Origin of the sequence: Pararhizobium sp. IMCC3301 (assembly GCF_030758315.1) — a bacterium.
Classification (GTDB): domain Bacteria; phylum Pseudomonadota; class Alphaproteobacteria; order Rhizobiales.
In genome coordinates this window covers 3,285,874-3,304,260 of the sequence record NZ_CP132336.1, presented here as the reverse complement: position 1 = coordinate 3,304,260, position 18,387 = coordinate 3,285,874, and the positions used below count along the sequence as shown (strand labels likewise).

The following is an 18,387-nucleotide window of genomic DNA, read 5'->3' as shown; positions in this document are numbered from 1 at the left end:
CACCACATGAACCTGCAACAGATCCGCGATACCGCCTTCGCAATGCCGCTGACCAATCCGTCCTATCCGCCGGGGCCGTATAAATTCGCCAACCGCGAATACATGGTCATCACCTATCGCACGGATATGGATGCCCTGCGGGCGGTGGTTCCGGAGCCGCTGGAAGTGACCGGACCAGTGGTGAAATACGAATTCATCCGGATGCCGGATTCCACCGGTTTTGGCGATTACACCGAGAGCGGCCAAGTGATCCCGGTCAGTTTCGAAGGCCGCAAGGGCGGCTATGTCCATGCGATGTATCTGAACGACGATAGCCCGATTTCCGGCGGGCGCGAGATTTGGGGATTCCCCAAGAAACTGGCCGAGCCCTGCTTGCACGTCGAGAAGGACACGCTGGTCGGCACGCTCAATGTCGGCTCGATCCAGGTCGCCAGCGGCACGATGGGCTACAAGCATCGCGAACTGGATTTCCAGCAGGTGCGGCAAAGTCTGCTGGCACCCAGCTATCTGCTGAAGATCATCCCGCATGTCGACTGTACGCCGCGCATTTGCGAACTGGTCGAATATTACCTGGAGGACGTGACGGTAAAGGGCGCATGGAGCGGACCAGCGGCGCTGGAACTGCATGGCCATGCCTTGGCGCCGGTGGCGAATCTGCCGGTGCTCGAGGTGCTGTCGGCCAGTCATATTCTGGCCGATCTCACGCTGGGGCTGGGCAAGGTGGTGCACGACTACCTGCCACATTTCAAGTAAACCTGGCGCAAAAGTGCGTCTTGAATCCAATCGAAAACCGGGAAGGAACCTGTCATGAATCTGAATGGAAAAATCTGTATCGTCACTGGTGCTGCCCGTGGCATCGGAGCCGAGATCGCCAAACGCTACGTGCAATCGGGCGCAAAAGTCGCGATCGCCGATCTGGCGCTGGAGTCCGCCGAGAAAACCGCCGCAGACCTGACCCGGATGGGTCCGGGAGAAGCGATCGGCGTTGCGATGAACGTCACCGATGAGGCGGCGGTCAACGGCGGGGTGCAAGCGGTCGTCGATACATGGGGCGGCGTCGATGTTCTGGTGTCCAATGCCGGCATCCAGATCGTGCACGAATTGCAGGATTTCCCGTATGATGACTGGAAGAAACTGCTGTCGATACATCTTAACGGGGCGTTTCTGACCACCAAGGCCTGCTTGCCATACATGTACAAGGCCGGGTCCGGCACGGTCATTTTGATGGGCTCGGTGCATTCCAAGGAAGCCTCGCCGCTAAAGGCGGCCTATGTCACGGCCAAGCACGGGCTGCTGGGCCTGGCCCGCGTGATCGCCAAGGAGGGCGCGGCGCACGGCGTGCGGGCCAACGTCATCTGCCCGGGATTCGTGAAAACGCCACTGGTCGAAAAGCAGATCCCCGAACAGGCGAGGGAGCTGGGCATCTCGGAAGAGGAGGTCGTCAACCGGATCATGCTGGGCGGCACGGTGGACAAGGAGTTCACCACTGTCGAGGACGTCGCCGAGATCGCGCATTTGTTCGCGGCCTTCCCCACCAACGCGCTGACCGGTCAGTCGATCATCGTCAGCCACGGCTGGTTCATGGAGTGATCCGGTCGGCCCATAAAGGCGCATTCGACCCCGCGCCGCGCAGTCTCGCCTTTGGCTCCGGCCGAAGAACGGGCGGCTCTCTGGGTCGCGGGTCATTTACAGCCACCTGCCGACTTCCTGAAGACGACCGGGCAGCAAGATAAATAAACGCATGAAGTCAACGGAACAACATGAATGTCAGAACTCACCGTGTTCGGCTATGACACCGAAGTCGAGGCCGACGCTGAAAGGCCGCACTGTTCATGATGGTGCGCGAGTACGCCTCGGACCAGGTGATCAAACGTCTGGGCGAAAAGGGCGGCCGGATCATCCGCACAAACCTCGACACGTCGAAGGAAGCCGCGTTGCGCGACGCCTTCGACAAGACCCACAAGCAGGCGCGAGCCTTTGCCAACCTGTACTCGACGACACATGTTGCCGTGAATAATCGCCACCGCGTGCCCTCCGAGGGCGAACACTGCAATCGAGAACACGGTCATCCAAACAATCTCCCCGCGTGATGCCGTAACCTGGTCCGCAGGCTCTTCGTTCGGGGAGACGTCGACGGGCTGATGCGTGCCATGCGATGGATCATCGACTTCGCGCGCGGGCGGTTGGTCACGTACGGTCAGCAACCCGTGTTTCAGTCCTCTTGTGACGAGCCACCAATTAATCGGATAGGCTACGACAAAACCAGCCAGCAGCGCCATACTCATGCATCACTAACCTGCGTTAGCGCGGGCGGTCAGGATTAGCGTTAGGGTACAGCTTATTCGGTGAACATTCGGCAAACGCAGTATCCCCGAGAATCAGAGAAAGCCAGAGAACACGATGATAGACGGGATCATGCTACTTTGGTTTCTGCTGACGGCTATGGCCTTCGTCGTAGGCTCCAGACTAATTGATTTAGAGCCAGAACATGACAGTTGCTTCGAGAGCGATAGCTGGCAGAAAGATCTTCGGCCATCTGTCATAGAGGGTGGCGACACGGCGCCAATCCTTCAGGCCTCCTGCGGTGCCTTCGATGCGCCGGTTTCAGCGGAGTGACGGGAGATCGACCGGATTGCCCGTTGGACAACATTTGAGGAAAGGATATTCTCATGCGGCTATTAATATCACTCACTTCGGCGGTCATCCTTGCAGTCGCGAGCGGCCCCTTCGCCGTTCGCGCGGCGGACGTGGAATCGCTTCCGGACACGACGGCTTCCGAGGGGCAGGCGGCGCAGCAGTGCCAAAGCGACCTCCGGGCGTTTGAGGGCGAGCTGGCGCGCATCGGCTTCGGGGTGCTGGCGCCAGGTGGCTACGGAATAGGATCCGGCGGCTATGGCACGGGCTTCGGCCTGGTTGGTACAACACGCCAGCGGATGCAGGCGCTGCGCGACGCAGCAGACGTCTATGCATTCGGAGGAAACGAGGACGCCTGCCAGATGGTGCTCGCTTCCATGCAGCAAATCTACGAGGAGCATGACGAGCTGGTCGGCATTGAAGCCGACGACCCCGAGACGCGGACGGAGTGGCGGCGCGCCCATCTGGCGAAGGCTCTGCCGGTGACCGAGATGGACCGGCTGATGCGCGCGGATGTGGTCATCGGCGCGGATCTGCGCACTCCCGATGATGCGACGCTGGGGGAAATCACGGACGTCGTGCTCGACCCCAAATTGAAGACGATCGCCTACGTCCTGGTCTCCCGCGGTGGGTTTCTGGGAATGGGCGAGGAGCTGGTCGCCGTACGCTGGACCGATCTGCGTGCCACCGACGACCACGAGATCTACGTGCTCGACGCGTCGCCTGAATCCTTCGCTGCAGCGCCCAAAGTAGAGCGGCGGAACTTCGGAGAAAGCTCCGGCGACACGTGGCGCAACAGCCTCGATCAGTACTGGGCCGGTGTCATCGGCAAGTCTTAGGTCGGTCGCAGGCTGGCGACCTTGCTTACAGCAACCGTTGCGCTGTCCAGCCCCGTTGGCTGATCTGGATCAACGACAAAAGACAGGGCACAGGTCTTTCTCATTGGTGAATGACTATGAAAGGACCGAAGATGATGACGGGATACAGCATGGGTTACGGCGGGCTTTGGATGTGGGTCATGGTGGTGCTGGCGGTGCTGGCCATCGCCGCATTGGTCAAATACCTGCGTAAATGACGCTGTTGGAGGTGGCCTGACGACCCGCGTACAAGGCTTTGCGCGTGCGAACGATCAGACAGCAGAGCGGTTTGCCACCACATGGTATAAATGTGCACCCGGCGTGCCCATATCGGGCACTGCACCCGGCAACGATCCGCCGCAAACCGTAACGACAGGCCCCGCAGATGACCCAGCCGCCGATCTATCTGTGGCCTCCTACAATATCCACAAGGGCATCGGCACCGACCGGCGGCGATATCTGGCGCGGACCGCGGAAGTGATCGCCGAAATCCGGCCCGATATTCTGGCCTTGCAAGAGGCAGACACTCGGTTTGGCACGCGCACAGGGTTGCTGGATCTGGACAGCATTCGCCGCGATCTGGGCCTGACTGTAGTGCCGCTGGACGGTGTGGGCGATGCACATGGCTGGCACGGCAACCTGCTGCTGGTCCGCAATGCGCTGGTGCAAGAGGTGCAGCAGCTTGTCCTGCCGGGGCTCGAGCCGCGCGGGGCGCTCGTGACCGATCTGGTGATTGCAGGGCAGCCTTTGCGCATCGTGAATGCACATCTGGGGCTGTTGCCCGTCTCGCGTGCCGCACAAGCCAGCGCGCTGATCGACAAGATCAGTCAGCTTGAGGGCCGACCGACCCTTCTGCTGGGCGATCTGAATGAATGGCGGGGCGGCGGGGCGGCGCTGCAAACCCTGAGCCAGCATTTCCAGATTGCCGAAGCCCGGCTCAGTTTTCCGGGCCGCTATCCGATATTGGCGCTGGACCGGATGATGCTGTCGCCGCATGGCGAACTGCTAGAAGTAACGGCGCATGACAGCCCGCTGTCGCGCCGTGCGTCGGACCATTTGCCGATCAAGGCAAGACTGCGGCTTGGCGGCTTTCCCATGGCAAAGCTGACATGATCCACCACAGCATCCTTCTCGTGTTGTGGGTCGCTGGGATAGCGGTGCTGCTCGCCTTTGCCTCCTGGCTGGCGTATCGTTCCTACCGCCGCTTTCTGCAAAAGGTGCGGGGGCCTGTGTCAACCGCGCTACCCGTCGCGGGGCTGCAAACACCGCTTGATGCGCAGTTGGCACCGCTGGAAACACGGCATTCCGGGCAAAGTGGCCTGATGCTGCTGCTTGACAACGCCGATGCTTTTGCCGCGCGTGCGCTGTCGGCCGCGAAGGCGGGGCGCAGTCTGGATCTGATGTATTACATCTGGAGCACCGATATGGCGGGTTGGCTGCTGATTGATGCGCTGGTCGCTGCCGCAGACCGGGGCGTGCGCATCCGCCTGTTGCTGGATGATGTGAACGTGCAAGGGTTCGATCCGGCATTTCTGGCCCTCAGCCAGCACAAGATGATCGAGGTGCGCCTGTTCAATCCGACGCGGCACCACGGTCATGGGTTACGCCGGATGCTGGAGATGATATTGGGGCTGACCCGGTTCAACCGGCGCATGCATGGCAAGCTCTGGATCGCGGATGGGCGGCTGGCGATCATCGGCGGTCGCAATATTGGCAACACCTATTTTGGTGCAGACGAGGGCAACCGTATGTACATTGATGCCGACATCATGCTGGTGGGTGGCAAGGTGACCGAGGTTTCAACCGTATTCGACAGTTTTTGGAACCTTGGCCTGTCTTTACCGATTGCCGCCATCTGGCCCGGCTTCAAGGTCAACAAACCTGGGTTTTGCAAACGTCTGGCGCGGCACGTCGGGTCTGCTCCGTCACGCCGGTTTCTGGAGCAGACGATGCAGGGGCGGGCAGTCGACATCTTCCTGACTGAACGCCTGCGCTGGACATCCAAAGTGCAGCTTCTGGCCGACCCGCCAGAAAAGGTCTATGGCCAACATTCTGCGCCCTGGATGTCGACTGCCGTTGCCGGCATTCTGGCCGCCGCAAAAACAGAAGTGCGGCTGATGACGCCCTATTTCGTGCCGGGCGAGGTTGGCATCGCGGGGTTGACCCGGCTTATAGCGCGGGGCGTCCGGGTATCGCTGCTGACCAACGCCCTCTCATCGACCGATCTGATACTGGTCTATGGTGCCTATCGCCATTATCGAGGCCCGTTGCTGGCCGCAGGGGGCCACATCCACGAATATGCGAAACCCGCGTTGCCCGGTCGCAAACGCGACGCGCTGCATTCCAAGGTATTCCTGATGGACGGGCGGCAGGCGATTGTCGGCTCGCTGAACTTCGATCTGCGCTCGGCGTTTACTAACACTGAACTTGGGCTTGTGTTCGAGGAGTCGGCATTGTTGGAAGAACTGACAGCCTTGTGCGACAGCCTTTGCGCGCCGGATCAGGCTTACCGTGTCGCGCTTAAAGGACATGCTTTGCACTGGGACGTGGCGCGCGCCGGCCTGCCACAAAATATGACTGTCGAGCCAGAGGCAGGATGGCACAGACGGGCGTTATCATGGATTGTAGGCCAATTGCCGATTCAGGGCTTGCTGTGAAGAAGCACTCTCACCTGCGCATTTTCAACGGCACCTGCACCGATGGCTCGGATAAGGCCGGAATATGCGCGGCTCTGCCTTCGACGCCGGTGAGTTCGGCAAGGCTGTAGTCGAGTTCTCAGGCACGAGATTCGAGCTTTGCGCAAGCCTCTGCCTGTTGTGGGGGTTCGATCCGTCCGTCTGCAGAGTCGGTGACAGCCGGAGTGTCATGAACTCTATGTATCTGGCCCGGCCCATGCGGGTTTCAGATACGGTCACGCCTTGAAGCGCTCGTCGAACATGATAGCAAATTGATTGCGGGCGATAAACTATTCGCGGACATTTCTACCGCCTTTCTCGAAGACGCGGATAGCCAGATAGATCAGCTCCGTGGCCGCCTCCTTGGTCGGGAACGAGCCAGCTATTTGCGAGCCCTGCAACAGTTCATGGAAGGCAACGTCTGGTGGGGCATCAATACCGGCGACCCCGGTACGACACTGCTGGGCGCGTTGGTATTCATCTTTTTCACCTGGTTCATGTGGCCGTTCTGGGTTCCGCTTTCCAGCTATGTGCTGGAGCCGAGCGGCAGCCGCCGACGGCCCTACATACTGGCGATGACGTTGGCGGGACTTGCCTTCGGGCTTGCACTTTATGTGCGGCATCTGACCAATCCGGAGTGGGTCCAAGTCACTGTCAATCAAGATTCACTAGTCTACGAGGGCACGAAGATCCTGGATTATCTGATGCCACGCGATATGACCTATGTGATCTTCTTGCTCTTGATCATCGTGCCGTCGCTGATCACGACCTATCTACACATGCGCTGGTTCGCGCTGACGATCGTAGTCGTGGTTTTCGTCGACATCCTGTTTCTGCGGTAAGCCTATGCTTTGTTTTTCTGACTGCTGGCGGGGCTTGACACGCTGCATCTGATCTACATTATCCTGCGTAATAAATGCGCACGGGAATGTCCCGTGCTGTTTGCCTAGCACCAGCTTGCTTCGCCCTCGCGTCTAGAGACAAGAGTGCGGCGGTCGCCTGTGGCGCGCCGACGGCACCGCTATATATCCATGAGTTTCCATCTCGCTTCTCTGCTTCTCCGAAATTGACATTTCTCACCTACCCGGAGTGTGTTCAGAAATCCGGGTGCCGGCAGTTTTGTTCATGATCTCGGTCGCGTCCTGCAATCGCCCGATACCTGCCAATCCACCTGTTTCGGCAAATGCTGCCGCGGCCAATAGTTTTGGGGCCATCGATCCTGCAGGCGCGTCGAATTGCAATGCGTCTTGCGGTGACAGCCATGATTGTCTCACGGCGTTGTCCGATCCGAAATCCCGGTAGACACCATCGACGTCGGTCAACAGCAACAGCACATCCGCACCCAGTGACCGGGCCAGCAGGGCGCTTGATGCGTCCTTGTCCACCACTGCTTCGATCCCGGTCAGACTGCCATCACCCTGCCGGATCACCGGAATGCCGCCGCCGCCGGTGCAGATGACCACGACACCAGCATCGAGCAACAACTGAATAACGCGAGTATCGGGAATCTCGCGCGGCGCAGGCGAGGCCACCACGCGGCGCCATTTCGCGCCATCCAGAGCGATTTTCCAGCCGTTTGCGTCGGCCATGGCTTGCGCCTGCGGGCGATCGTAGCCCGGTCCCACGAATTTGGTCGGGGTGCCGAATGCCGGATCATTGCGGTCCACCACGACCTGCGTCAGCAGCGTGGCGACGGGGCGGTCGTGTTCCAGAGCGTTTTCTAGCTCCTGTTCGATCAAATAGCCGATCATTCCCGCCGTTTCAGCCCCCAGAACATCCAGCGGATAGCCATCCTCGGTCGGGTTCTGTAGCGCCAGAAGCCCGACCTGTGGCCCGTTGCCATGCGTGATCACCAACCGGTGCCCTGCCCGCAGTATGACGGCGAGAGCCCTCGCGGCGATCTGCGCGTTGTCACGCTGGTTGCGGACCGTCATGGGCTGTCCACGTTGCAACAGCGCATTACCCCCGAGGGCTGCGACCACCAGCATTCCTAACCCCCCAGCGTGGCGACAAGCACCGCCTTGATGGTGTGCAAACGGTTCTCCGCCTGATCGAACACGATGGAGGCCGGGCTTTCGAACACCTCTTCGGTCACTTCCATTGCGGTGATGTCGAAGAGCTTGGCGATCTCTGCACCGACCTCGGTGTCGGCATTGTGGAAAGCGGGCAGGCAATGCATAAATTTCGTTTGTGAATTGCCGGTTTGCGCCATCACTTCGGCATTGACCTGATAAGGGAGCAACTGCCGGATACGTTCCTCCCACTTGTCCTTCGACTCGCCCATCGAAAGCCAGACGTCGGTGTAAATGAAATCGGCGTCCTTCACGGCCTCCATCACATCGTCGGTGATCGTGATCTGTGCGCCAGTCTCTTTGGCGATAAACTGCGCTTCGTCCTGTATAGCCTGATCCGGCCAGCAGGCCTTGGGTGCACACAGACGCACGTCCATGCCCATCTTGGCTCCGCCGATCAACAGGCTGTCGCCCATGTTGTTTCCCGCATCTCCTAGGAATGCATAAGAAATCTGGCGCAGGGGTTTATCGGAATGCTCTGACATGGTCAGGAAATCGGCGAGGATCTGCGTCGGGTGAAATTCGTCCGTCAATCCGTTGTAGATCGGCACTCCCGCATATTTTGCCAGCGTCTCGATTATGGGTTGTCCAAAGCCGCGATATTCGATCGCATCATAGACCCGACCCAGTACGCGCGCGGTATCCTTGACGGTTTCTTTCTTGCCAAGATGAGATCCGGACGGGCCGAGATAGGTGACATGTGCGCCCTGATCATGGGCCGCCACCTCGAAGCCGACACGGGTGCGGGTGCTGTCCTTTTCGAAGATCAGCGCGATCTCCTTGCCGATCAGGCGCGGCACTTCGTAGCCACCGTATTTCGCCGCCTTTAGATCGGCAGATAGTTTTAGCAGAAAGTCGATTTCCTGCGGGCTGAAGTCGCGCAATGTCAGGAAGTGGCGGTTTCGCAGATTGTAAGACATGTGTTTTCCTTTTTCAGATTGCGTCCCGGATGGTCGGGCAGCTCAGGCAGTGGCTGCCACCACGGCCACGACCGAGTTCGGCACCGGGGATGGCCAGCACTTCGATTCCGGCGGCTTTCAGCGCAGCATTCGTATCGTCATTGCGGTCGTAGCCGATGACGACGCCGGGGCGCAGCGCCAGCACGTTGTTGCCGTCGTTCCATTGCTCGCGCGATTGCTCTGCTGCGTCGGACCCGCCGGTGGGAACCAAGTGCAGCTTCTTGTAACCCAGAATTTCGGCAGTGATCTCGAACAGGTGCCGCGCATCGCGGCGAATATCGAGCGGTGTGCTTCCCGAACCGGGACGCAGGTCGTAACTGGTAATTGCATCAGCCACCTCCTTGAAGGTGGTCACGACATCGCCGCCGCAGTGCGTAAACACCGTGTCTAGGTGCATCGCTGCGCGCGAGCTTGGCATCTGGCAGGCGATGACGCGGTGAACATCGCCCCCCTCGAACAAGGCCTCGGCCAATTGTCCGACCGCCTGCGGGGTTGATCGTTCACCCATGCCCACCATGACCACACCATGCCCGATAGGCATTATGTCGCCCCCCTCCAGCGTTGCTGCGCCAAACTCCTGCGCCGGATCACCGAACCAGACCCTTACCTTACCCGCAAATGTCGGATGAAAGCGATAGACAGCCGCCAGCAACAGCGTTTCGGGCCGCCGCGCTGCAAAATGCATTGGGTTCAGTGTAACGCCGCCATAAACCCAGGCGGAATTGTCCCGTGTGAAAATGAAATTCGGCAGCGGCGGCAGCACGAAACCGTGCAGGCCAAGGTAGCTTCCGAACATGCCGGACGGGGTGAAGGGAAGATCGTTCACCGTGATCCCGCCGACGAGGAACCGCGCCAGATCGGCACCCAGCAATTCCTCCATCCAGGCCCGCAGGTCGCCCCGCATTCCGACGCCCACATCATTGCGGGTGATGCGGTGGTCGAGCACCCAGGCACGCGCGTCGGAATTTTCCAGCGTTTCGGCCAGAAGCACCATGGCGTCCAGCACTTCGACATCTTCGCCGCGCATAATGTCCGCGAAGACGCCATGGTCCTGAATCGCTTGCTTGACCCAGAACACATCGTCGAACAGCAGGTCTTCGCGATTGTCCGGCGTCAGACGACGATGTGCGAGGCCAGGCGGCGATACGATCACTTGCCGAAGCGTGCCGGTTTCCGAATGCACGCCAAGTTTATGTTCAATCATGATTGTCTCCGATCAAAACAATGTGGCAAGGCTGAGCGCCGCCATGATGAAAAGGGTAAGGATGAGAAGCAGCGGCCAGATGAACACGATCCAGCGCTCGAACGGGACGCGCCCGATGGCGAGGCCGCCGATGACCACCGCGAAGGTCGGGTTGACCAGATTCACAAGACCGTTTGCCGATTGATAGGCTGTCACGACAAGGTCACGCCCGACTCCCGCAAAATCGGCGAGCGGCGCCAGAATAGGCATCGACAGTACTGCAAGGCCGGAGGAGGACGGCACGAAAAAGCTCATCCCGACCTCGATGGCGAACATGGTGTTGATGAAGCCCAGTTCGGGCAAGCCGCCAAGCGTGTTTGCGGCAGCGTTCAGGATCGTGTCGGCGATCAGCCCCTGCTCCATGATCACGACGATGCCGCGGGCAAGGCCGATCACCAGCGCGACACCCAGAAGATCGCGCGCGCCGTCCACGAAGGCACCTGTCAATCCCTTTTCGCCCAGGCGGGCGATCAGGCCGATCACGATGGCCGCACCAAGGAACAGCGCACCCATCTGCGCCATCCACCAGCCTTGGCTGGACACGCCCCAGATCATCGCGGCAAAGGTCGCGCCGAACACGATCAGAACGATGCTTTGCATGCCGGAAAGCGTCGAGTCGGCAATCGCATCTTCTTTGATGAAAGCCTTGCGATGCGCTTCCCGCTGTCTTGCGACCACAGACCGGCTCGGGTCTTTTCGCACCTTCGTCGCATAGCGCATGACATAGCCGATCGAGATCGCCAGTCCGCCCAACAGGATCAACAGCCGCAGGATCAGCCCGTCGGTGAACGGTATCCCCGAGGCATTGGCCGCGATGATCGTGGCAAAGGGATTAATGGTGGATCCCATTACCCCAATGCCCGCACCGATCAGGATGATTGCTACAGCCGTGACGGCATCATAGCCCGCGACGATCATCACCGGCACGAGGATCGCATAAAATGCCAGCGTCTCTTCGGCCATTCCGTAAGTCGTTCCGCCAAGCGCGAAAAGCGACATCAGGATCGGGATCATCCAAATTTCCCGACCCTTCAGCTTTCGCATCGCGGCCCGAATGCCGGTATCGATGGCGCCGGTGGCATTCACCACGCCGAGGAATCCGCCCAGGAAAAGGACGAACAGCGCCACGTCGATCGCGTTTGCAGCATTGCTGTCGGGATCGTAAAAGCCGGCCGTAGGCGCCAGCAGCACGTCGATCAACCCCTGAGGATTGGGTTCGACCGTCTGATAAGTACCTGGCACCGCAACCTCGCGGCCCACCTGTTCGTTTGTCGCGCGATCATACTGTCCCGCCGGAATGATCCAGGTCAGCGCGGCGACGATGACGATCAACGCGAACAGGATCGTGTAAGCAGTCGGAAACCATGACGCCACGCCATCGGTGTCGGCGTCGGGGTCCGGGTTGATTTTCTGGTCGGTCATTGTCTCACTTCCTTTTTTGTCATTGAGTTGCATCATATGTTTGTGTCAGCGCTGGAACGAAGGCCGGAACGCGGGCCGCATAGGTGTCGAACTGCGCACCGAAATTTGCCCGGGTTTCGCGTTTCTCGGCGCGGGCCAGCCGCACATACATCCAGATCAGCACCGGATACATCGCCAGGGTCAGCAGCGTCGGCCACTGAACCAGAAAGCCGGTCAATACCAGAATGAAGCCCAAATATTGCGGGTGACGGACCTGCGCATACGGACCGCCTGTCGCCAAAGTGCCGCTGAGTTGGGCTTGGTAGAGCACCCGCCAGGCGGCTGAGATCATCCAGAACCCGAACCCGATCAGCACGAAGCTGAGGATGTGAAACGGGCCGAAATGCGGGTTGGCCTGCCAGCCAAACATCATTTCCGGCAGGTGGTCGGCATCGTGCGAAAACCAGTCGACGCCCGGAAAACGGGTCTGCAACCAGCCCGACAACAGATAGATGGTCAGCGGAAAGCCATTCATTTCCGAGAACAGCGCCACAAGAAACGCGCTGAAAGCCCCAAAGCTACGCCAGTCACGTGAGGTCTGTGGCTTGAAGAAGCTATAGGCGAACATGACGAAGATAGCCGCGTTCGGTAAGGCGAAGAACCAAAGGCCATAGGCGGGTACATCCGTCATGAATTGTCGCCGCCGCCATGTGCGCCGTGACCGCCATGCATGAACAGATGCATCACACCGCAGCCCAGCAGCAGCAGGACCAGAAAACCGTTACCGGCAAAGATGTGAACGCTGTGCTCGAACCCCAGAAGCAGGGCTGCGATTGCCAACGAAATGATCAGGCTGACCCCGAAGCGTGATTTCCAGAAGCTCGAGTTTTCTGGCTTTTCGGGATCTGAGTCCGCTGCATCGCCTCGCAAATTTCTGTCGCGCATAAGCATTCTCCTTGGTGAAATTTCTTTGGAATTTCACGCTCCTTTGCGTCCTCGGTGTTCTCAGTTGCGATGCCCGTCGGGCGGAGCCGTCCACACCATCAGAAGAATCAATGCGAACCCTCCTTAGCCGCTTTCTTCTGTGAAAGAAGGATGCAAAAGTCTGTTCTCTAAGGGGAAAAGCCTTTCAAAGCGCCGCCGACAAGAACAACCGAGTTTCCGTCAGCCTAACAGACCAGTTTAGTCTGACATTGCCCTTCCGGGTCGAAACCGGCATTCGCGTATCTGTGGCACTCGGGAATACTGTATTGACCTAATGTTCGGCGAACACACTTCACCCTGCCGGAGATCCTGCGCGCCTGCACTAACCCAGGTTAGCGGCAACAGAACGGACACATTAAACGTTCACAAGCTCGTCCGATGGCCCGCTTGAAACTGCGCCTGTCGACCGTCGGCCATCTGGCCGCAGCGATTGCCACGAAATATGCGGACCTGACTTACACAGATCAGCCCGTAACAAACCGCGATGGCGCATGATGAGACCATCGGTGCATTTGCGCGCCCGCCCGTTTGGGCCCAACAAGCCCGAAGCCAAAGCCGCCAGTCCGGCGACGGGCCTTCATGCCTGAACCGGACGCGGCTATCGCGTCCCGCCCGCCTTTCAAGGCGGACCAACCAAAAGGAGATTTGATATGCTGCTCAACCTGTCGTCGATCCGGGGGCATGACATCGCGGCCAGCGACGGCACCATCGGCTCGCTCAGCGATGTCCTCTTTGATGACACCAGCTGGATGATCCGCTGGCTCCTCGTCGATACCGGGAATTGGCTGGCAGGCCGCCAGGTGCTGTTGCCACCTTCGGCCCTGGGACATGCCGAGCCCAACCGCAAGACCTTTCCCGTGCGCCTGACCAAGGCAGAGGTTGAGGCCAGCCCCGAGTTGGACAGCCACCGGCCCGTGTCGCGGCAGTTTGAGACTTCGACCTATGACTATTATGGGTGGAGCCCGTATTGGGGATCGGGCTACTATCTTGGCGGCTATGGCTTGTTTGGCGGCGCCCTGCCGATGAGCGGATATCCCGGAAGGGATCGCTACACCGACGAGATCGACCGGCACAAGCACGATCTGGACGAGCCGCATCTGCGAAGCGCCGAGGAAGTCGCAGGCTATCACATCCACGCCACCGACGGAGAGATCGGACATCTGTCCGACCTCGTCCTGGAGGACACGGACTGGAGCATCCATTTCCTGATCGTGGATACAAGCAACTGGTGGATGGGGCAGAAAGTGCTGATCTCGCCCCGCTCGGCGCAGGATATTCGCTGGACCGAGCAACTGATCTGCCTCGACGTTGACCGGCAAAAGGTCAAGGACAGCCCGCCTTACGATCCGGCCAATCCGATTGACCGTGCCCACGAGGAACGGATGGCCGGGCATTATGCCAAGCCCCGACCCGAACCGGATCCCGACCCCACGGAAAAGTCGCAGAAAGCCGTATAAAGTGAACACATCCGCAAAGTTGGGTGGGCTGAGCCCGCGGTTCAACGCCTTCCTGTTCGCGTCTGTGGGCGAGGATCGTAATGGCACGCTGGTCAGCGTGTTGTCTGCGCTGGCGCGATTTGGCGTAGACCCCTGGCAGGAGGCCGAAGCGCTTGCCGATCTGCCACAGGCAGACGCGGCCGATCGGCTGGATGAGATGATCCTGGCGCTCGCGGATGTACCATCCGCGGCCGCCAACCATCACGGTATCGCGACACGGCTGATAGCGCTGCTTCCGCAGGCAAGCACCATCCAGACCACCGTCCGCAATGCGGCCGGGTCCATGGCACCGGAACAGCGCTCCCAGGTTATCCTGTGGGTCGTGGTCATGCTGATCCTGCTGCTCGCGCAGATGATGGCACCTCGACCCGACGCTGGCGCTTCCGGCAGTGACACGTCGGGCGCAATGTCTGCGCCCTTGACGCGACCGGGCATACAGACACCCTGATCCGTGCGCAGACGACGTTTTGTAGACAGACAGGACGCAATTGCCAATCCAGATAATGCAGGTATCGGAGGACACCCATGATCGGATATGTCGCGAACATCGTAGAACTGACGAATGCGAACACCGACTTCCGGCGCGTTCTCTATTCGGGGTCAAAGCTGCAACTGGTTCTTATGTCGGTTGCTCCGGGGGAAGAGCTTGACGGCGAGATTCATGCCGAGGCCGACCAGTTCTTTCACATCGAACAGGGCAAGGGGCGATTTATCATCGACGGTGTGACCCACAAGGTCAAGCCGGGCGACTGCGCCGTCGTGCCCGCCGGCGCATATCACAATCTCTTTTGCACAGGCCATGATCCGCTCAGGATCTACACGATCTATGGGCCCCCACATCACCGCGATCAATTGGTCCAGAAGTCGAAGGCTGAGGCGCCGGCGTCCGACGAGAAGTTTGAAGCACAGGCCACCGAGCCGGCTGCGGATGTGGTCTGGATTTAAGCCGTTCAACGCGTCGCGTTCGAGCCGCAGTGACGAAGGATGGCACGCGTTCCGCACAATGCCTGCAACTCGCAACAAATGGCGTTTTCGATGCTGCAATCCAGGCCAGGCTTTCTCAATGATACCAGGTGGGTCGTCGCGGTTTTTACCAACGACATAGATGTACATCAGTATGGGCTCACCCATCATGGTGCATAATCGGCTCAGCCAATCACGAGACTGACCCCATGGCTTCTGTGCTCGGGAAACACGACCGATGCCTTCCGTGCGAAAGCTCGAGGCTTAGTTCAAGTGGGCACCCGCAATCCATGCAAATGTCGAAGCTGGCTCAGCACAGGTGAGATCCATCGCCGCAAGATGACATCGAGGAGACGACAATGACCTACCAAAGCTTCAATCCCGCCAGCGGTAAGCTGCTCAAGAAGTTCGAAGAGCTGACCGACGCCCAACTTGCAGCCAAGTTGGCCAACCCGACTTGGACTTCGGATCACGTTGTGACGAGGAGACCAAAATCCGTTAAACGAACAGCTTGGTCGAGCACTTTGGCAGCGTGTTTTTTTGTTGTTTTTGCTGTTCCACCGGTCGCCGCTCAGTCCCCAAGTGACCCTGCCGCCAACCAATGTCTAACCGATCTGCGCGCCTTTCATGATCAGATGCAGAAGGGCGGCTACTGGCTGGGTGGTTATTACGGGACAGGAGATCCCGGACTCGGCGGATATGGCTACGGATATGGCTACCCGTTGAGCGGATACGGCTATGAGTATGGCGTCGGCGACTCTCCGGCGGAGACCGGCGGCGGCTACTTCAACGCCCGGCCCGGCTACGAAATTCGGATGCTCCTCACGGCCGCTGATATTCTCGCCCGGCACGATCAACTCCAGCCATGCGAAGACCTGCTCGCCGCGACCCGCGATCACTATGAACAATACGTGGCCGAAATGGAAACAGCTGGTATGGAAATGGCAGACGTTCCGGGCTGGCAGGAACGACAGATCGCTGCGGCCCAACCGGTTGCAAGCACGACAACACCGTTCCGATCCGACCAATTGCTCGGCACCGACGTACGTAATCTACAGAATGAGGCTCTCGGCAGTATCGACGACCTCGTGACAAGCCCGCAGACCGGCGAGATCGCCTATCTGTTGATTGCCCGGGGCGGGTGGCTTTTTGGACTGGGCGAACAATACGTCGCGGTGCCGTGGGATGCCTTCAAGGTTGCCCCGAACGCGACCCTTCTTGTCCTCGACGCCACCAAGGGCGTCATGGACGGCGCTCCGCAGGTAAACTCCAACGACTTTACGGCCCCCGGCCAGAACAGCTTGAGTGTCGATACCTATTGGGAGAAACTCATCGCGAGCCAAGGCAACAACTGAAACGAGCCTGGGCATCCCCATCTGATGAACGCGGATACTCCTGCATCTTCGCTTCCAATTATAGCACTTTCGAAAAACCCTGAATCACCTAACGCTGCCTGAAATCAAGATTTCAACGCGTTAAGTGATATGCGGTGCCTCAGGTATTTCGAAAAGTGCTTTAAACTGACAACCATCATGGTCTTGCGACACGCTGGTCGCGCAGGTCTAAACTTCCTGACCATCGGTCCTCGAGGTGGTCAGGCCCTCAACACCGGGGCAGTGTTGGCAGACCAATCCATGGGATGTGATCGCATTGATTTTGCGGTGGGCAAGCCAAGGTACTTCGATCTGACGCTAATGTCTCAGGCGGTGGTAAGTCCGCCTGAACGACTGCGCCCGTGACTGGAAAACCCTGCGCCCATTGCACAGGGTTCCTCGTGTCACGGCGCAGCCCCCAAAGGCCCGTAATGCAAAAAGGCTGATCTGTGTTAGTTCTGAGGGGAAGAATGGTGGGTATTACAATGACAGAAATGATTCCGAAAATCTGAACCGCCGCGATACTGCGATACGTCGGTTTTCCGGGCCAAGACAGCATGAAGCCTGAGCTTGACCGATCTGCCGATCCGCTACTGCACTGGAACGCATTGCCGAGCTTTGCGTCCTTAGTAAAGCAACATCCAACAAATGAGGAGATTCCGATGAAAGCGCTCGTTTATTCCAAGTCTGGCAAGATTGCCCTCGAGGACCGCCCCAAGCCCGAGATCACCGCCCCCGGCGATGCCATCGTGCGCGTCGTCCATACCACGATCTGCGGCACCGATCTGCACATCCTCAAGGGCGACGTGCCCACGGCCACACCGGGCCGCATCCTTGGGCACGAGGGCGTCGGTGTGATCGACAGCGTCGGTGCTGCGGTAACGTCATTCAAGAAGGGCGATCATGTGCTGATATCCTGCGTCAGCGCCTGCGGCACCTGCGCCTTTTGCCGCAAGCAGATGTATTCGCATTGCGTCCACGGCGGCTGGATCCTTGGCAATGCCATCGACGGCACCCAGGCCGAATTCGTGCGCACGCCCTTTGCCGACATGAGCCTTTATCATATCCCGAAAGGCGCCGACGAAGAGGCGCTGGTGATGCTGAGCGACATCCTGCCCACCGGGTTCGAATGCGGCGTGCTGAACGGCAAGGTGGCACCGGGATCGACGGTGGCCATCGTCGGGGCGGGGCCTGTGGGTCTTGCCGCCCTGCTGACCGCGCAGTTCTATTCGCCGGGCAAGATCATCATGATCGACATCGACGACAACCGGCTGGAGATCGCGAAAAAGTTCGGCGCGACGGATGTCGTGAACAGCGCGGATGGCAAGGCGGCCGAAGCGGTGATGAAACTGACCGACAAAGCCGGCGTCGATACCGCAATCGAGGCGGTTGGCATCCCGGCCACGTTCGAGCTGTGCCAGCAGATCGTCGCGGCGGGCGGCACCATCGCCAACATCGGCGTGCACGGCAAGCCGGTCGACCTGCATCTGGAAAAACTGTGGGACCGCAACATCGCGATCACCACGCGGCTGGTCGATACCGCGACGATCCCGATGCTGTTCAAGACGGCGGCGGCAAAAACCATCGATCCCGCGCTTTTGATCTCGCACCGCTTTACGCTGGCCGAAGGCGAAAAGGCTTATGAGACATTCGGCAATGCCGCCAAGACCAAGGCGCTGAAAGTGATCATCAGCCCGGCCTGATGGCTGGTTGATATGAAACACGGCCGG

At 59.4% G+C, this 18,387-nt stretch carries 18 protein-coding genes and 2 pseudogenes; 12 read left to right on the top strand and 8 right to left on the bottom strand.

Annotated features, from left to right (window positions below; all coding sequences use genetic code 11):
- Window positions 1-6: 6 nt before the first annotated feature.
- The 3 genes from RAL88_RS15985 to RAL88_RS15975 all read left to right on the top strand — a co-directional run bounded on the left by RAL88_RS15985 (window position 7) and on the right by RAL88_RS15975 (window position 2,090).
- A complete protein-coding gene (locus RAL88_RS15985) occupies window positions 7-753 on the top strand; it encodes an acetoacetate decarboxylase (protein WP_306264852.1) in 747 nt (248 codons plus the stop codon).
- A 54-nt stretch (window positions 754-807) separates the two neighbouring features.
- Window positions 808-1,590: a 3-hydroxybutyrate dehydrogenase gene (locus RAL88_RS15980; RefSeq protein WP_306264851.1), complete on the top strand. Its 783-nt coding sequence runs from the start codon at window positions 808-810 to the stop codon at window positions 1,588-1,590.
- A gap of 236 nt (window positions 1,591-1,826) precedes the next feature.
- Window positions 1,827-2,090, top strand: a complete 264-nt coding sequence (locus RAL88_RS15975) for a hypothetical protein (RefSeq protein ID WP_306269722.1) — start codon at window positions 1,827-1,829, stop codon at window positions 2,088-2,090.
- A gap of 129 nt (window positions 2,091-2,219) precedes the next feature.
- Here RAL88_RS15975 and RAL88_RS15970 read toward each other — a convergent pair.
- Both RAL88_RS15970 and RAL88_RS15965 read right to left on the bottom strand, forming a co-directional pair.
- Window positions 2,220-2,279 (bottom strand): annotated as a pseudogene (locus RAL88_RS15970) (hypothetical protein); the annotation flags it as partial.
- 196 nt (window positions 2,280-2,475) lie between these two features.
- A pseudogene (locus RAL88_RS15965) lies at window positions 2,476-2,598 on the bottom strand (IS5/IS1182 family transposase); the annotation flags it as partial.
- Window positions 2,599-2,669: 71 nt separating this feature from the next.
- Between RAL88_RS15965 and RAL88_RS15960 the strand changes: the two are divergent.
- The 4 genes from RAL88_RS15960 to RAL88_RS15945 all read left to right on the top strand — a co-directional run bounded on the left by RAL88_RS15960 (window position 2,670) and on the right by RAL88_RS15945 (window position 7,008).
- Window positions 2,670-3,473 carry a PRC-barrel domain-containing protein gene (locus RAL88_RS15960; protein WP_306264850.1) on the top strand — a complete coding sequence of 268 codons (804 nt, stop codon included), beginning with the start codon at window positions 2,670-2,672 and terminating at the stop codon, window positions 3,471-3,473.
- 339 nt (window positions 3,474-3,812) lie between these two features.
- On the top strand, window positions 3,813-4,604 hold the full coding sequence (locus RAL88_RS15955; protein WP_306264849.1) for an endonuclease/exonuclease/phosphatase family protein: 792 nt from the start codon (window positions 3,813-3,815) through the stop codon (window positions 4,602-4,604).
- Window positions 4,601-6,148 carry a phosphatidylserine/phosphatidylglycerophosphate/cardiolipin synthase family protein gene (locus RAL88_RS15950; protein WP_306264848.1) on the top strand — a complete coding sequence of 516 codons (1,548 nt, stop codon included), beginning with the start codon at window positions 4,601-4,603 and terminating at the stop codon, window positions 6,146-6,148. The genes RAL88_RS15955 and RAL88_RS15950 overlap by 4 nt, the downstream gene beginning before the upstream one ends.
- 290 nt (window positions 6,149-6,438) lie before the next feature.
- Window positions 6,439-7,008: a hypothetical protein gene (locus RAL88_RS15945; RefSeq protein WP_306264847.1), complete on the top strand. Its 570-nt coding sequence runs from the start codon at window positions 6,439-6,441 to the stop codon at window positions 7,006-7,008.
- A 234-nt stretch (window positions 7,009-7,242) separates the two neighbouring features.
- Here RAL88_RS15945 and RAL88_RS15940 read toward each other — a convergent pair whose 3' ends face one another.
- Genes RAL88_RS15940 through RAL88_RS15915 form a run of 6 tightly spaced genes read right to left on the bottom strand, consistent with a single transcriptional unit; the run spans window position 7,243 to window position 12,786 of the window.
- Window positions 7,243-8,154, bottom strand: a complete 912-nt coding sequence (locus RAL88_RS15940; protein ID WP_306264846.1) for a carbamate kinase — start codon at window positions 8,152-8,154, stop codon at window positions 7,243-7,245.
- A gap of 2 nt (window positions 8,155-8,156) precedes the next feature.
- Window positions 8,157-9,158, bottom strand: coding sequence for an ornithine carbamoyltransferase (gene argF, locus RAL88_RS15935; protein WP_306264845.1), 1,002 nt, complete (start codon window positions 9,156-9,158; stop codon window positions 8,157-8,159).
- A gap of 13 nt (window positions 9,159-9,171) precedes the next feature.
- Window positions 9,172-10,401 carry an arginine deiminase gene (locus RAL88_RS15930; RefSeq protein ID WP_306264844.1) on the bottom strand — a complete coding sequence of 410 codons (1,230 nt, stop codon included), beginning with the start codon at window positions 10,399-10,401 and terminating at the stop codon, window positions 9,172-9,174.
- 12 nt (window positions 10,402-10,413) lie between these two features.
- Window positions 10,414-11,862 carry a YfcC family protein gene (locus RAL88_RS15925; RefSeq protein WP_306264843.1) on the bottom strand — a complete coding sequence of 483 codons (1,449 nt, stop codon included), beginning with the start codon at window positions 11,860-11,862 and terminating at the stop codon, window positions 10,414-10,416.
- Window positions 11,863-11,881: 19 nt separating this feature from the next.
- Window positions 11,882-12,532 carry an isoprenylcysteine carboxylmethyltransferase family protein gene (locus tag RAL88_RS15920; RefSeq protein ID WP_306264842.1) on the bottom strand — a complete coding sequence of 217 codons (651 nt, stop codon included), beginning with the start codon at window positions 12,530-12,532 and terminating at the stop codon, window positions 11,882-11,884.
- Window positions 12,529-12,786: a DUF2933 domain-containing protein gene (locus tag RAL88_RS15915; RefSeq protein WP_306264841.1), complete on the bottom strand. Its 258-nt coding sequence runs from the start codon at window positions 12,784-12,786 to the stop codon at window positions 12,529-12,531. Before RAL88_RS15915 ends, RAL88_RS15920 begins: the two co-directional genes overlap by 4 nt.
- A 689-nt stretch (window positions 12,787-13,475) precedes the next feature.
- Between RAL88_RS15915 and RAL88_RS15910 the strand changes: the two genes are divergently transcribed.
- The 5 genes from RAL88_RS15910 (at window position 13,476) to RAL88_RS15890 (ending at window position 18,360) form a co-directional block, all read left to right on the top strand.
- Window positions 13,476-14,282 carry a PRC-barrel domain-containing protein gene (locus RAL88_RS15910; RefSeq protein WP_306264840.1) on the top strand — a complete coding sequence of 269 codons (807 nt, stop codon included), beginning with the start codon at window positions 13,476-13,478 and terminating at the stop codon, window positions 14,280-14,282.
- 1 nt (window position 14,283) lies between these two features.
- The gene (locus RAL88_RS15905) at window positions 14,284-14,769 is read left to right on the top strand and encodes a hypothetical protein (protein ID WP_306264839.1); all 486 of its coding nucleotides are present in this window, start codon (window positions 14,284-14,286) and stop codon (window positions 14,767-14,769) included.
- Between the two features lie 77 nt (window positions 14,770-14,846).
- Window positions 14,847-15,266: a cupin domain-containing protein gene (locus RAL88_RS15900; RefSeq protein ID WP_306264838.1), complete on the top strand. Its 420-nt coding sequence runs from the start codon at window positions 14,847-14,849 to the stop codon at window positions 15,264-15,266.
- A gap of 377 nt (window positions 15,267-15,643) precedes the next feature.
- The gene (locus RAL88_RS15895) at window positions 15,644-16,639 is read left to right on the top strand and encodes a PRC-barrel domain-containing protein (protein ID WP_306264837.1); all 996 of its coding nucleotides are present in this window, start codon (window positions 15,644-15,646) and stop codon (window positions 16,637-16,639) included.
- A 680-nt stretch (window positions 16,640-17,319) separates the two neighbouring features.
- The gene (locus RAL88_RS15890) at window positions 17,320-18,360 is read left to right on the top strand and encodes a zinc-dependent alcohol dehydrogenase family protein (protein ID WP_306264836.1); all 1,041 of its coding nucleotides are present in this window, start codon (window positions 17,320-17,322) and stop codon (window positions 18,358-18,360) included.
- Window positions 18,361-18,387 lie beyond the last annotated feature (27 nt).